The organism is Candidatus Merdisoma sp. JLR.KK011, from assembly GCF_036941125.1.
Lineage (GTDB): Bacteria > Bacillota > Clostridia > Lachnospirales > Lachnospiraceae > Laedolimicola.
The window spans coordinates 122,953-136,611 of the sequence record NZ_JAYWSZ010000003.1; the positions used below are offsets into that span (position 1 = coordinate 122,953).

Here is a 13,659-nt window from a genome sequence, read left to right on the forward strand (position 1 = left end):
GGCTAAAGCTTTCTTAATTATTTAAAGATTAATTAAGAAAGAAGGATGTGCATAATTTATGAAAGATTTTATTACTATCGGGTACTTTGCGGACGGCCCATGGGCGCACAAGGCATTTGAGAAGCTGATGCAGGATGAAACAATTCACATTTCTTTTATTTGTGTAAGATATGATAAAAGGGATAAAGTTCTGCAGGAGTTAGGGGAAAAGAATCATATTGATGTTTTATATTCGCCCAATGTTAATAGCGCAGAATTTATTGAGAAGGTTAAAAAATATGAGGCGGATTTATTTGTGTCAATGTCTTTTAACCAGATATTTAAAAAAGAACTTATAGATCTGCCCCCAATGAAAACCATCAACTGTCATGCTGGAAAGCTGCCTTATTATAGAGGGAGAAATATATTAAACTGGGTGCTGATTAATGATGAAAAAGAATTCGGCATTACAGTGCATTATGTAGATGAGGGCGTTGATACGGGCGATATTATTTTACAGGATATCTATCCGATTACGGATAAAGACACGTATCAGACGCTGCTGGAAAAAGCTTATACCGGGTGTTCAGGCATTTTATACCGGGCAGTTAAACTGCTTCAGAGCGGGAATGTGAAAATAATAAAACAAAATGATATTTCTGCGGCAGGGCTGTATTGCGGAATACGAAAAGAAAATGATGAAATTCTGGATTGGAACCAGGACAGCAGATCGGTTTTTAATTTTATCCGGGCCTTAACCTATCCGGGCCCCTGTGCATGCTCTTTTATAGAGGGAAGGCGGATAAAAATGATATCAGCGGAACTTGTTCCCGGCGCTCCAAGCTACAAGGGAATACCAGGACAGGTTCTTATAAAGACAAAAGAATTCTGTTTGGTAAAAACAAAAGACAGTTACATCAAAATTACAGATTACGAAGGCAGGATAAAAACCGGGGATAGAATGGGGATGGAGAAGAATGGGTAAACAGGGAACTTATATTATTGCAGAAGCAGGCGTGAATCACAACGGAAGCTTTGCGCTTGCAAAAGAGATGGTAGACGCTGCCGCAGAAGCAGGGGCAGACTGTGTGAAATTTCAGACATTCACTCCGGAAAATCTCGTTTCTAAATATGCAGAAAAGGCAGAATATCAAAAAAAGAATACAGGAAGCACGGAAAGCCAGCTGGGTATGTTGAAAAAGCTTACTTTAGCAGAAAATGAATATAGAGAACTGTCAAATTATGCTGTGGAGAAAGGCATAGATTTCTGTTCAACAGCTTTTGATGAGGACAGCATTCGTTTTGTCCATGAGCTGCAGTGTAAATTTTGGAAAATCCCCTCTGGGGAAATTACAAATATGCCGTATCTGATTCAAATTGCCAGATACGGCGAGCCGATTATCATGTCCACGGGAATGAGTACACTGAAGGAAGTGGAGGCAGCAGTTAAAGTTATACAAAAATATTCAGATAAACCGCTTATACTGCTTCATTGCAATACGGAATACCCGACACCTTTTGAGGATGTGAATCTTTTAGCTATGAAACAGCTTGCACAGAGATTTAACTGTGAAACAGGTTATTCGGATCATACGGCAGGAATTGAAATACCGGTTGCGGCTGTGGCTCTTGGCGCCAAAGTGATTGAAAAACATTTTACAATGGACAGGACAATGGAGGGACCGGATCATAAAGCGAGCCTTGAGCCAAATGAACTGCGCGAGATGGTAAAAGCTATCCGGAATGTTGAAGCTGCATTAGGAAAGGGAGAGAAAAACGTTCAAGAATCTGAAAGAAAAAATCTGGCGGTTGTGAGAAAGAGCATTGTTGCTAAAACAGACATTTTAAAAGGAGAGCTTCTGACGGAACATAATCTTACAACGAAAAGACCAGGAAACGGGATATCGCCTATGAGATGGGAAGAAGTGCTTGGCACAAGAGCAGTAAAAGATTTTAGAGTGGATGAGCTGATTGAACTATAAAGTCGTAAAGCTCAAAATGAGATAGATGCAGAATGACTGTTTTCAGAAACAGAGAGGTGTTATGAGAAAACATATTTGTGTTGTGACAGCAACCAGAGCAGAATACGGCCTGCTTAGTCCGATTATAAAGAAATTAGAAAAAGATCAAGATTTTCGTTTATCTGTAGCAGTAACGGGCATGCATTTGTCGCCAGAATTCGGCTTGACTTATCAAGAAATTGAGAGAGATGGAATCCATATAGAAAAAAAGATAGAAATTTTACTCAGTGCAGATACGCCGGCAGCAATTTCCAAAAGCATGGGGCTGGCTATGATCGGATTTGCAGATTATTTTGCAGAAGCAAAGCCGGATGCAGTTATGCTGCTGGGGGATCGGTATGAAACCTTAGCGGTTGCATGTGCGGCTATGAATGAACAGATTCCGATTATCCATCTGCACGGAGGAGAGACAACAGAAGGACTTATTGATGAGGCAGTCCGTCATTCCATTACAAAAATGAGTTATCTGCATTTCACGAGTACAGAAAGCTACCGACGCCGGGTAATACAGATGGGAGAAGAGCCGGACAGAGTATTTAATGTCGGCGCAGCCGGGGTGGAGAATGTGCATAATGCAGAGTTTTTATCTCTTTCCGATCTGGAAAAAAGCATAGGATGCAGACTGGGGAGCAGGTACGCCGTGGGTACTTTTCATCCGGTAACCCTTGAGAATGCTACTGCAGAAAGCCAGATGATGGAACTTCTGAAAGCTTTGGATAGAAATTCCGATATAACCTATCTGTTTACAAAGGCAAACGCAGATGCGGATGGGCGTGTTATTAATGAGCTTTTAGAGGATTATGCAAAGAAGCATGATAATTTTGTCTTAGTCGATTCTCTCGGAATGAGGAGATATTTGACCGCATTAAAATACGCCCTATTTGTTATTGGAAATTCGTCCAGCGGTTTGATTGAGGCCCCGTCTTTTCATATTCCTACAATTAATATCGGAGACAGGCAGAAGGGGAGGATTGCAGGAGATACCGTTATTCAATGTGCGCCGGAAACAGATGCAGTAGACAAAGCAGTGAAGAAGGCATTATCAGAAGAATTCAGAAAGAAGACGGCAGACGCTGCCAATCCTTACGGGGACGGCAATACGTCGGACAAAATTATAGAAATTGTCCGGAGCTTTATCTTAAATAACAAAGTCAACATCAAAAAGAAATTTTATGATATAGAATTTTGAGACAGGGAATGGGAGGCCGACGTGAAAATTCTGTTTATTGGATGTGTAGAGAGTTCTTATGTGTTACTGAAAAGGCTGCTGGAAGAGGAAGTTAATGTAGCTGGGGTTTTAACAAAAAAATCTTCACGGTTTAATGCTGATTTTTATGATCTGGCACCGGTTTGTGATGAATATGGAATCCCATACCATTATGTGGAAGATGTGAATTCTGCAGCCAGCATTCATTTTATAGAAAATTGCAGTGCCGATATAGCTTTTTGTTTTGGATGGTCGCAATTATTAAAAGAAGATGTGATTAATCTGTTTCCAAAAGGAGCAGTAGGGTTTCATCCTGCAGAGCTGCCGAATAACCGAGGCCGGCATCCGATTATATGGGCATTGGCTTTGGGACTGCCTGAGACAGCCTCTACATTTTTTATGCTTACTCCGGGGGCAGATGAAGGAAGCATTGTTTCGCAGCAGAAGATTCAGATTGCTTACAGCGATGATGCCAGGTCATTATATAATAAAATTATGGAAGCAGCTGTAGAACAAGAGATAGAATTAGTACGGGCTTTTAAAGAGGATAAAATCCGTTATATTTCTCAATCTGCAGAGGAAGGAAATGTGTGGAGGAAGCGCAGCAGAACAGATGGGGAAATAGACTGGAGGATGTCCAGCAGAAGTATATATAATTTAGTCCGCAGCCTCACAAGACCGTATGCAGGCGCACACTTTATGTTAAACGGCAGTGAATATAAGGTGTGGAAGACACAGGAAATTGAAACGGCCGGTTTTGAGAATTTTGAGCCCGGTAAAGTGCTGGCAGTGAACGGGGACGGTACCGTGGATGTCAAAGCCGGGGAGAATGGAGTAAGGCTTGTAGAATTTGATGCTGTAAATATAGAAAATGGAGGATACCTTTTATGAGGATGCTTGTCGTCTCACCGCATCCCGATGATGAAACACTTGGAGCAGGGGGAACACTTTTAAAATATAAGAAATTAGGAAATCAAATTTTCTGGCTGAATATTACAGATATGAAAGTGTCCGGGGGATGGGATAAAGAGATTGTGGAACATCGCCAGGAGCAGTTAAAAAGGGTAGATGCTTTTTATGGATTTAACGGATTTTATAATTTGGAATTTCAGCCGGCAAAACTGAAAAGTATAGAGGAAGGACAAATTATAGAAAAAATACGAAAAGTGTTTAATGAAGTGAAGCCGGAGTGGTTATTAATACCGGGAAGGTATGACGCTCATTCGGATCACAGTGTGGTGCATGACTGCTGCATGGCATGCGCAAAAACTTTCCGCGCACCATATATCAAGCGTATTACAACAATGGAAATTATTTCGGAAACAGATTATGGATTTCAGAATAAGGGTTTTGCCCCGAATCTGTTTGTAGATATAACAAATGAATTGGAAGAGAAATTGGAAGCGATGAAAATTTATGATACTGAAATTGAGGATGTACCCTTTCCCAGAAGCTTAGAAAACTTAAGAGCTCTCGCTACAGTCCGGGGAGGAACATGTACAAGCAGGTATGCGGAAGCTTTCTGTATTATAAAGCAGATAGAATAGCAGATGTGGTATCTTTTTTATAAAAAGAAATTTACCCTCAGTGAACAGGGAAGTGTCTTCTTGTCCGCTGAGGGTAAAATATGGAGAGGGATTTAAATGAGAAATTTAGCAGTGATTCCTGCGAGAAGCGGTTCGAAAGGGCTTCCAGATAAAAACATAAAGCCGTTTTGTGGAAAACCATTGATGGCACATACAATAGAGACAGCCCTAAAGTCAGGAATATTTCATAATGTTATGGTGTCTACAGATTCTGCTGTTTATGCCGGAATTGCAAAAGAGTACGGAGCAGAGGTTCCGTTTTTAAGAAGCAGGATGAATTCCAGTGATAAAGCCGGGTCTTGGGATACGGTAAAAGAAGTTCTCTCTATGTATGAAGAAATGGGAGAAATATTTGATTCTGTCTGTTTATTACAGCCCACATCTCCTTTGCGGACAAAAGAAGATATATTGTCTGCTTATCAGATATTTCGGGACAAGGCGACAGTTGCGGTTGTATCTGTCTGTGAGACGTCCCATACACCCTTATGGTGCAATATTTTACCAAAAGAACATAGTCTGGAAGGGTTTATCCGTCCAGAATTGAATGTCCAGAGACAGGCAGCTCAGAAATATTACAGCCTTAATGGCGCGATATATATAGTGTATGTAAAAGAGCTGGAAAAAGATGTTAATTTGTACAGGAAGGGCAGTTTTGCATATATTATGGAACGGGAAAAGAGTGTAGATATTGATACGGAATTGGATTTTTTATATGCAGAATTGATTGCTGAGAATGGAAAGAAGTTATAGTATAAATTAGAATAACTAATATATTGGTTATATTTTTCGTAGAGGAACTTGCTCTACGAAAAATATAATTATTAACTGGGGAGATATGGATTTTTATTTAATTATTTGGAATATAATTTTGAACTTTCGAGATAAAAATCTTTGTTACTATTGAAATAAATATAGAAATTTTAGATTTATATGAATATATTCTATTGAAAATCTTTGCTAATAACTCTTTTTCCTTCGTAGAGCAAGTTCCTCTACGAAATTTTTTGTAAAAATTAGATTCATATTTACTTTGGAGTGTTATGTAATATGTTTAAGAAAGTTGCTGCATTTATTAAAAATAAAAGTATTAAATACGACTTAATATATATAACACTGATAATAGCAGGTTATTGTTTAAGTATGCTTTTTTTCTTTCATATATCGTTAGATATAATACTTCGTTTTATATTGTTAAATATTTTTTCTATTTTTTTACCTGGATTAGCTATTGCAAATAAATTAAAAATATGCTGTTCCAGAATTACTCTTATATTTTATTCATATGCGGTGGGATATGGATTTATTATTTTAGAATATTTTTTAGGAGAAATTTTTAATCGGAAACTATCATTTTGGTTTATTAATCTTATTACAATAATAGGTTCTGTTATATATTTGGTTTTAAACCGAAGGAACGAATTTAATAACATAAATAATGATAATAGCAGGAGTGATATAGCCTGCTTTTTTCTTTTTTTGATATTTAGCATATTTGCATATTCTGCTAATTATCTTAGTCCGGATGTATATGGAGCGTTTCATACTTCTCGAGATATGCAGTTTTGGGTTAATAATACAGCAGCGCTGAAAATATCATTTCCGCCCTCTAATTTATATATGCAAGGGAATGCTTTAAATTATCATTATTTTTCCAATATACCGATTGCCTTTTTGAGTATTGTGTACAGAATTGATATTTTTACCCTGTCATTTCCCTTATATTCTTTAACTAAAGCATTTTTAATGACTGGGTCTGTTCATTTTTTGTTAAACACTATTGGGGCCGAAAAAAAATTAAAAATTGCTGGTTATCTAATAATACTTTTTACAACAGGCGCAGAAAATATTGTATTTGTTACATTTTTGCATCACACACTGTTGTCTCCTTTTGGATTTGATATAAGCTATGCATACGGTATTTATTTTATTTCTTTAATCATACATCAATGGAAAAAAGAAAAGTTTGAAAGAGACTTATTTTTACAAATAATTTTGTTTTGGTGTGTATGTGTAGGTGCAAAAGGGCCCGTTGGAACCGTGTTGCTTTTGTTTCCGGCGTTGCTCTGTTTGTTTTGGCTTGTCAGAAAACAATGGTTACTGGCGTTTGGTTATGGTTTGTCTATTCTGTCAATTTATTTGGTTATATGCAAATATTGCATAGGAATGTTCTCTGTTTTGGATGGGAGCTCTTCCTGGCAATTGACTGGAATTTATACATTTGATGACTGGCGGTTATTTCCTTCCGCAAATAGTCAGCTTTTAAAACCCTTTATATGGTTAGGAGAAAAAAATGCTTTATTTGCAATCGTTATAAAATGTTTTTTGGTTAATCCAATTATTATGTGGCTTGGAGTTCTTTCCTTTTTGCTGATGTGTGTGATGTTTTTTAAAAGACGATTGGATATTTACAGTTTTTATTTGGTATTTGCGCTTGCTTCAACAGGAATTTTCGGATATTTATTATGGGCAATTGCCAATACAGGAGGACATAGTGAAATGTATTTTGCTATGGGAGCGATGATTCCTTTATATGCCTTAATTTTTAATTTTTTTGTATTAGTGGAAAAATTAGAGAGTAACTTTATGCCTGTAAAAAGTAGAGTAAGAGATGATATAAAAGCAATTGGGTTAGTATGCATGGTGTTTTCTATGTATTCCTATTTACAATATTCGTATGAAGGGGTGGGAGCTATTTCCTCTGTAGTGCATGGAATAAATGCATTAAAAAATTCCAGTGAAGAAGAAATACGAAATATAGGAAAAAATGGCATAAGAAGCTCTGATGTAGATGCCTTAAGATGGATTCGTGACAACACACCTTTAGACTCCATAATTCTAAGCGATAAAGCAGTGATTACAGATAACACGCATTATTACTTATATGGAATGTTCTGTGAAAGGCAGCAGTATTTGGAAGGTACTGATATGTTAGTGCTCGCAGGCGAAGAGGTACAAAATGAAATACAACGGAGAAAGGACTTAATAACAGATATATACAACAACGGCGGAATTGAAAAAGTCAGGGAAGAGGGAGTGGACTATATTGTACAGACAAATGATATTACACCAGGATTTATTTATGATGTGGATGAGCTGATTCTGGTTAAAAATACGGAAACAATGAATATCTATCAGATTAGGAATTCAACAGGTGGAGAATGATAAATGGAATTGGAAATTGTAGATAAAGATACGTATAAACATGTGGAAAGACAGGCATCCATTGCCTTTGACGAAGTGTGGTTTCACGAATTAAATAAATGCAAAGTGGATACTGTTGACTATCTGCTTTTTAAAACAAATAAATACAAGGCAGGATTAATCATAGGAATTGATAAGGGTATTATTAAGGTTCCATATTCGGCACCTTTCGGGACATTTGAATTCTTTGAATCCTGTACCATGGAGCAGATAGATGACATACTAAAGTGTTTTAATGAATATGCTGTGGCTCATAAAATATCAAAAATATATTTGAAGCTGCCCCCGGTATTTTATGACGAACCTAATATAAGTAAGCTGGTGAATGCGCTTATAAGGGACGGATATCAGATATATTCCATGGATCTGGATTATTATTTCCCAATCACTGATATGGAAAAATATAATTTATCTTTACACAGAAATGCCAGAAAGTGTCTTAAAAATGCATTGAAACATGAATATAGGTTAAGACATTGCGAGAAGGAAGAAGATAAATATGCAGCATACAAAATTATTGAGAAAAGCAGAAAAAGCAAGAATTATTATCTGAGTATGACCTGGGAGCAGGTGAAGGATACCATAGCTTATATCAGTCATGATCTTTTTATACTTGACATCGATGAGGAAGAGGTTGCTTCAGCCATTGTATTTAAAGTGACAGACAATATAAACCAAGTAATATATTGGGGAGATCTGCCCGGTTTTGCAGATAAGAGGCCGATGAATTTACTGGCATACACAATTTATGAGTATTACTGGCATCTCGGTTTGGGGTTTCTGGATATTGGCCCTTCTACCATGAATGGAATTCCCAATTATGGACTGTGTGACTTTAAAGAAAGTATTGGATGTACGACTAGCAATAAATTTATATTTTGTAAGGAGATAAAGTAATAATATGGGAAAGACAAAAAAGCTTGTAATCGTGGGAGCAGGAGAATTTGGTGAGATTGCCTATGAATATTTTACATATGATTCGGAATATGAGGTAACAGCATTTGCAGTGGAAAAACAGTACTTAAAAGAAAGGGAGTTTTGCCATCTGCCGGTGATTGATCTGGAGGAGATTACAGAGCAATATCCGCCAAAAGAATATGAAGTGTTTGTGGCAATTACATATCCGGAATTAAACAGGGCAAGGACAAAGGTATATCTCAAATGCAAAGAACTGGGATATGAATGCGCATCTTATATCAGTTCCAGAGCATTTGTCTGGCACAATGTGAAAGTAGGAGAGAATACATTTATTTTTGAGGATAATACCATTCAGTTTCATGCGGAAATCGGAAATAATGTAATCCTCTGGAGCGGAAATCACATAGGGCACAGAAGCGTAATTGAGGACAACTGTTGGCTTACCTCTCATGTTGTTGTCTCGGGGTTCTGCCGGATTGGGAAGAGTTCTTTTATAGGAGTGAATGCTTCCATCGGAGACAGGGTATCAATTGCAGAAGATACTGTTCTTGGAGCAGGTTCTGTTACTGTAAAGAGCTTAAATGAAAAAGGATGTGTTTATGTCGGTTCTCCGGCAAAGAAGACAGGGAAAACATCCTATGAACAATTTGGTGTAAACATAGAATCAGAAAGAGAGGAGACTTGGAAATGAGATTAAAAAAGAGTGGGATTGTGTATGGTGCAAAGGGCGAATATGGGGAATGGATGGACAACTCGGCTATGAAGCCGATTCCCGTATTGATGGGAGATGTATTAAGAATCTATTTTACATGCAGAACAAAGGATGGGGCAGGAAGGCCTGGATATGTTGATGTAAATCCGGAAAATCCTTCCGAAGTGCTGGCAGTCTGTCAGAAACCTCTTTTGGAACTGGGAGATGCAGGATATTTTGATGACAATGGAGTTGTTCCCTGTACAGTTTTTGAGGATAACGGAATTTACTATATGTATTATACCGGATTTAATCTTGGCGTAAAAGTCCGTATGACTTATTTCAGTGGTCTGGGTATCAGCGAAGACGGCATCCATTTCCGCAAGTATTCTACGATTCCTGTAATGGAGAGAACAGAAAAAGGTGTTTTATTCAGAAGTGTCCAGTGTGTGGTAAAAGAAAAAGACACCTGGAAAGTATATTATGTAGCCGGTGACAGATTTCTGCAAGGCAGAACTAAAACGCTTGCTGTATATGAATTATATTGTCTGGAGACAAAGGATCTCACAAAACTGAACTTTGATGGAGAATTGGTTCTTCCTGTTGAAGGTGATGAATATCGGATTGGCGCGCCTCAGGTAGTAAAAGAAGAAGGTATTTATAAAATGTATTATTGTACAGGAACTGAGGATGTTGTTTATGATTTGAAATATGCAGAGTCTAAAGACGGATATCACTGGGAGCGGATGGATGAAAAGCTGAATTTTTCAAGAACACCTGGAGGGTGGGATTCCGATATGGCTGCATATCCAAGCGTGATTACATGTAATGGAAAAAAATATATGTTTTATAATGGCAACCGCTTTGGACATGAGGGTTTTGGGTATGCGGAAATAGTTGGGGAGTAGTTATAGAATGGGTAAATTATCATTGGTTACTGCAATATACAAAAATGAGGGAAATATCCTGCCCTTTTATGAAAATTTTATAGAACAGATAGCTCCCTTTGTGGATGAATATGAAATTGTCATGGTTAATGACTGTTCGCCGGACAATTCCTGGGAGATTATGAAGGGGCTGGCGGCAAAGGATCCAAATATTAAAATCATAAAGCTGTCAAGAAATTTTGGTGCTTATGAGGCCAACTTTATCGGATATGAGTATGCCACGGGCGACTGTATTACCGTAAAGGCTGTTGATTTACAGGAACCGGCTGAATTGACGGTAAGTATGTATCAGGCATGGAAAAAGGGTGCGAAGGTGGTACTGGCAGTACGGGAAAACAGGAATGATTCGGCCTTTGCCAACCTTACTTCAAATCTATATTACCGGATTATTCAGAAAATGGCGCAGAAAAATATGCCGGCGGGAGGATTTGATACCTATTTAATTGACAGACAGGTAGCTGATTTGATTTTAAGAATGCAGGAAAGAAACTCGCCAATCTCTCTTCAAATATTGTGGACTGGTTTTGAACCGGTTACGGTAGGTTATATCAGAAGGAAAAGAGAAATTGGAAAATCAAGCTGGTCCTTTGAGAAAAAATTAAAGCTTGCAATTGATTCTCTTATAAGCTTTTCCTATGTTCCGGTAAGGTGCATGACAATGACCGGAATACTGTTCTGGTTTTTTTCTATTTTATATGCAGTATATCTGGTTGCAGCAAAATTATTGGGAAAGACGGATGTGCCTGGTTATACAACAATTGTTGTAATTTTGCTGTTTGTATCAGGAATGATAATGTTTACTCTGGGCCTGCTTGGAGAATATATTTGGCGTACTCTGGAAAATACACGGAAGCGTCCGATAGCAGTAATCGGTGAAACTATGAATATTGACCAGAAAAGCAGTGGGAAGGATTCTGGAACAAATGAATAATTTTTTTAATGTAAGGATGCTTGAATTCAACAGCATTGGTGATGAAAGAGGGAAACTGGTTGTTTGCGAGGGAGAAGGCGACATACCGTTTGCGCTAAAGAGAGTTTTTTATATTTATGGATCTTCTAATAGTGTTGTCCGTGGAAATCACGCAAACCGCAAGAGTGAATTTGTTCTAATCAATGTATCAGGAAGCAGCAAAGTTAAAATAAAAGACGGAAAAGGCAATGAAATGATTTATCTTTTAAACAGGCCGCATACGGGGATCTATATTCCGGCTATGGTATGGAAAGAAATGTATGATTTCAGCGCGGATTCCGTTCTTTTGTGCTTGTCCAGCGAACACTATAACCAGGATGATTATATCAGAGATTATGGAGATTACATGAGGCAGCAGAATGAGTGGGATGCATGAACGGATAAAGTGGATAGACGCAGCTAAATTTGTGGCGTGGGGGGGTAATGACGCAGCATGTAAACAATTTATTTTATTATGATCAGCGGATATTTAAAAGCACCTGGTATGCAGTTGCGCTATTTATTATCATTAGTGGTTACCTTACAGCTTGTTCTTATGAAAAAAAGGGAGCTATCCATATTAGGAAAAGAATTAGCGATTTGCTTTTAACATATTCTATTGCAACTGTTTTATATGTATTCTATCAAGAACGGTTTCTGGATGTAGAAACTCTCTTTTTTCATATTATTCATTTTGATGCGAGTGGGCCATTTTATTATATATGGGTATATTGCCAGCTAATCATTATATCACCTATACTGCTTGGAGCTTTAAACTGGGCGGATACAGAGGGGAAAAAGAAATATCTAAGAAGAACAGCAGTCCTGATGGCGGTTTTGTTTATATGTTATTTTAATGTTACGTATACCAGTGCTTTTAAACTTTCAAGCAGTGGAGGGCATCTGGGAGGAGGAATATGGCTTTTTTTCTGGTATATGGGAATGAGGTTGAAAGCATTCCTGGATTATGAATTTAAGTATCCGAAGTTTGTTTTCTGTTTAAATGTTATTTTACTTTGTATATGGGAGTATATTTTTATTTTTAAAGATTATATTATGTATTTTCCGGCAATGTTTGGGGATACACAGATAAGCGGATTAAATTGGATGCATGCATTGCAGGCGATACTGGTGCTGTTAATAGTAAAATCGGGGATAGAATGTGTAAAAAGTAAGAACAACAGTATATGGAACATTGTGGTTAGAGTGATTTGTCTGATTGGGAAAAATACACCCTATATTTTTTTATATCATCTGTTGTTTTTAGAAATTGGAATGAAATTATGGCCAGGGCAGAATGTTTTTGGAAGACGGCTGTTTCTTAGCGGTTTAATGATCTTGGGGCCGCTCTGTTTAAAATATGTGAAGGACATGGTTTATAATTGGAGTAAGTTATATGTGAAAATAAAATAAAGTTGAAGGGTAGAAAGGATATAATTAGGAAGATATATATTGTGAGTGCCTGTAGAACTCCGATTGGAAGCTGTAAAAAACTGCACAATGCGCCTATACAACTAAAGCTAAGACTTCCTCAAAAAGAACGTGCCTTGCCCCACATTGGTAAATGAAACGGAGCCGTTCTTCCTGGATATGACTATAAATATAAGCATAGCCGTCTTCAAAGGGCATGGCTTCACCGCATCCAGTGCAGGCAACCAAATGAGCCAGTGGCATCAGCAGCCAATACCTCCGGATTCCTTTCGAGGAACGGACTTGATACCTGTCAAATGCCAGTTTGTCCTTGGACTGGCGGAAGAACACCTTGATTGCCCACCGTTCCACGTATTGATCCAGAATCTCACGGGTGCTCAAGGAAACCTCCGTGCTGATAAAAGCTCACAGGGCCTTGGGGCATGGAACGCATCCTTTGGATAGCTGATCAGTACCACTGCATCATCGATGCCGTTACAGGAGAGCATGACAGCCACGGCCTGATGTCCATAGTTCTGTTTCCCCTTGAGATGGGACTGGTGGAAATACGCATCTTCAATCGGGTGCAGAGCCCGTGACGAAGGCTTTGTCTTGGAGGAGATGGTGTCATCCCATTTCCCTTTATTGAGGAAATGTGCGACTGTGGTACGGTGGCAGGAGCTGTATTTTTCAAAATCAATGGTCTTTCCATGATATCCAAGAGAAAAGACGGATATCAGGATAGCCATG

The 13,659-nt window shown here is 38.1% G+C and carries 15 protein-coding genes; 13 read left to right on the forward strand and 2 right to left on the reverse strand.

From position 1 onward, the window contains the following. The first annotated feature begins 58 nt into the window (after positions 1-58). From VV089_RS01480 to VV089_RS01540, 13 genes are all read left to right on the forward strand, one after another. The gene (locus VV089_RS01480) at positions 59-964 is read left to right on the forward strand and encodes a methionyl-tRNA formyltransferase (protein ID WP_172541397.1); all 906 of its coding nucleotides are present in this window, start codon (positions 59-61) and stop codon (positions 962-964) included. After that, positions 957-1,961 carry an N-acetylneuraminate synthase gene (gene neuB, locus VV089_RS01485; RefSeq protein ID WP_172541396.1) on the forward strand — a complete coding sequence of 335 codons (1,005 nt, stop codon included), beginning with the start codon at positions 957-959 and terminating at the stop codon, positions 1,959-1,961. The genes VV089_RS01480 and neuB overlap by 8 nt, the downstream gene beginning before the upstream one ends. A 61-nt stretch (positions 1,962-2,022) precedes the next feature. Next, complete coding sequence (gene neuC / locus VV089_RS01490; protein WP_334334719.1) at positions 2,023-3,189, forward strand: UDP-N-acetylglucosamine 2-epimerase; 1,167 nt, start codon at positions 2,023-2,025, stop codon at positions 3,187-3,189. A gap of 21 nt (positions 3,190-3,210) precedes the next feature. Continuing rightward, positions 3,211-4,098: a formyltransferase family protein gene (locus VV089_RS01495; protein ID WP_172541394.1), complete on the forward strand. Its 888-nt coding sequence runs from the start codon at positions 3,211-3,213 to the stop codon at positions 4,096-4,098. Further along, positions 4,095-4,754 carry a PIG-L deacetylase family protein gene (locus tag VV089_RS01500; RefSeq protein ID WP_172541393.1) on the forward strand — a complete coding sequence of 220 codons (660 nt, stop codon included), beginning with the start codon at positions 4,095-4,097 and terminating at the stop codon, positions 4,752-4,754. The genes VV089_RS01495 and VV089_RS01500 overlap by 4 nt, the downstream gene beginning before the upstream one ends. A gap of 96 nt (positions 4,755-4,850) precedes the next feature. Continuing rightward, a complete protein-coding gene (locus tag VV089_RS01505; protein WP_172541392.1) occupies positions 4,851-5,543 on the forward strand; it encodes an acylneuraminate cytidylyltransferase family protein in 693 nt (230 codons plus the stop codon). A 297-nt stretch (positions 5,544-5,840) separates the two neighbouring features. Next, entirely contained in the window at positions 5,841-7,955 is a 2,115-nt protein-coding gene (locus VV089_RS01510; protein WP_172541391.1) for a hypothetical protein, read from the forward strand. A gap of 3 nt (positions 7,956-7,958) precedes the next feature. Continuing rightward, positions 7,959-8,891, forward strand: a complete 933-nt coding sequence (locus tag VV089_RS01515; protein ID WP_334334722.1) for a hypothetical protein — start codon at positions 7,959-7,961, stop codon at positions 8,889-8,891. Between the two features lie 4 nt (positions 8,892-8,895). Next, positions 8,896-9,603, forward strand: coding sequence for an acetyltransferase (locus tag VV089_RS01520; RefSeq protein ID WP_334334723.1), 708 nt, complete (start codon positions 8,896-8,898; stop codon positions 9,601-9,603). Beyond that, positions 9,600-10,511: a hypothetical protein gene (locus VV089_RS01525; protein WP_172541388.1), complete on the forward strand. Its 912-nt coding sequence runs from the start codon at positions 9,600-9,602 to the stop codon at positions 10,509-10,511. Before VV089_RS01520 ends, VV089_RS01525 begins: the two co-directional genes overlap by 4 nt. A 7-nt stretch (positions 10,512-10,518) precedes the next feature. Continuing rightward, on the forward strand, positions 10,519-11,481 hold the full coding sequence (locus tag VV089_RS01530; RefSeq protein ID WP_172541387.1) for a glycosyltransferase family 2 protein: 963 nt from the start codon (positions 10,519-10,521) through the stop codon (positions 11,479-11,481). Further along, positions 11,474-11,896, forward strand: coding sequence for a sugar 3,4-ketoisomerase (locus VV089_RS01535; RefSeq protein WP_334334724.1), 423 nt, complete (start codon positions 11,474-11,476; stop codon positions 11,894-11,896). The genes VV089_RS01530 and VV089_RS01535 overlap by 8 nt, the downstream gene beginning before the upstream one ends. 47 nt (positions 11,897-11,943) lie before the next feature. Beyond that, positions 11,944-12,912, forward strand: a complete 969-nt coding sequence (locus tag VV089_RS01540) for a hypothetical protein (protein ID WP_334334725.1) — start codon at positions 11,944-11,946, stop codon at positions 12,910-12,912. Positions 12,913-13,005: 93 nt separating this feature from the next. On the opposite strand, the gene VV089_RS01545 is transcribed toward VV089_RS01540, so the two are convergent. Both VV089_RS01545 and VV089_RS01550 read right to left on the reverse strand, forming a co-directional pair. Continuing rightward, positions 13,006-13,311 (reverse strand): hypothetical protein, encoded by a 306-nt coding sequence (locus tag VV089_RS01545; RefSeq protein ID WP_334334726.1) that lies wholly within the window; start codon positions 13,309-13,311, stop codon positions 13,006-13,008. Continuing rightward, a complete protein-coding gene (locus VV089_RS01550; RefSeq protein ID WP_334334727.1) occupies positions 13,308-13,658 on the reverse strand; it encodes a hypothetical protein in 351 nt (116 codons plus the stop codon). Before VV089_RS01550 ends, VV089_RS01545 begins: the two co-directional genes overlap by 4 nt. Position 13,659: the final 1 nt, after the last annotated feature.

Coding starts and splice junctions, on each gene's coding strand:
- VV089_RS01480 (WP_172541397.1), top strand. CDS start 59: ATGAAAGATTTTATTACTATCGGGTACTTTGCGGACGGCCCATGGGCG.
- neuB (WP_172541396.1), top strand. CDS start 957: ATGGGTAAACAGGGAACTTATATTATTGCAGAAGCAGGCGTGAATCAC.
- neuC (WP_334334719.1), top strand. CDS start 2,023: ATGAGAAAACATATTTGTGTTGTGACAGCAACCAGAGCAGAATACGGC.
- VV089_RS01500 (WP_172541393.1), top strand. CDS start 4,095: ATGAGGATGCTTGTCGTCTCACCGCATCCCGATGATGAAACACTTGGA.
- VV089_RS01505 (WP_172541392.1), top strand. CDS start 4,851: ATGAGAAATTTAGCAGTGATTCCTGCGAGAAGCGGTTCGAAAGGGCTT.
- VV089_RS01510 (WP_172541391.1), top strand. CDS start 5,841: ATGTTTAAGAAAGTTGCTGCATTTATTAAAAATAAAAGTATTAAATAC.
- VV089_RS01515 (WP_334334722.1), top strand. CDS start 7,959: ATGGAATTGGAAATTGTAGATAAAGATACGTATAAACATGTGGAAAGA.
- VV089_RS01520 (WP_334334723.1), top strand. CDS start 8,896: ATGGGAAAGACAAAAAAGCTTGTAATCGTGGGAGCAGGAGAATTTGGT.
- VV089_RS01525 (WP_172541388.1), top strand. CDS start 9,600: ATGAGATTAAAAAAGAGTGGGATTGTGTATGGTGCAAAGGGCGAATAT.
- VV089_RS01530 (WP_172541387.1), top strand. CDS start 10,519: ATGGGTAAATTATCATTGGTTACTGCAATATACAAAAATGAGGGAAAT.
- VV089_RS01535 (WP_334334724.1), top strand. CDS start 11,474: ATGAATAATTTTTTTAATGTAAGGATGCTTGAATTCAACAGCATTGGT.
- VV089_RS01540 (WP_334334725.1), top strand. CDS start 11,944: ATGACGCAGCATGTAAACAATTTATTTTATTATGATCAGCGGATATTT.
- VV089_RS01550 (WP_334334727.1), bottom strand. CDS start 13,658: ATGGCTATCCTGATATCCGTCTTTTCTCTTGGATATCATGGAAAGACC.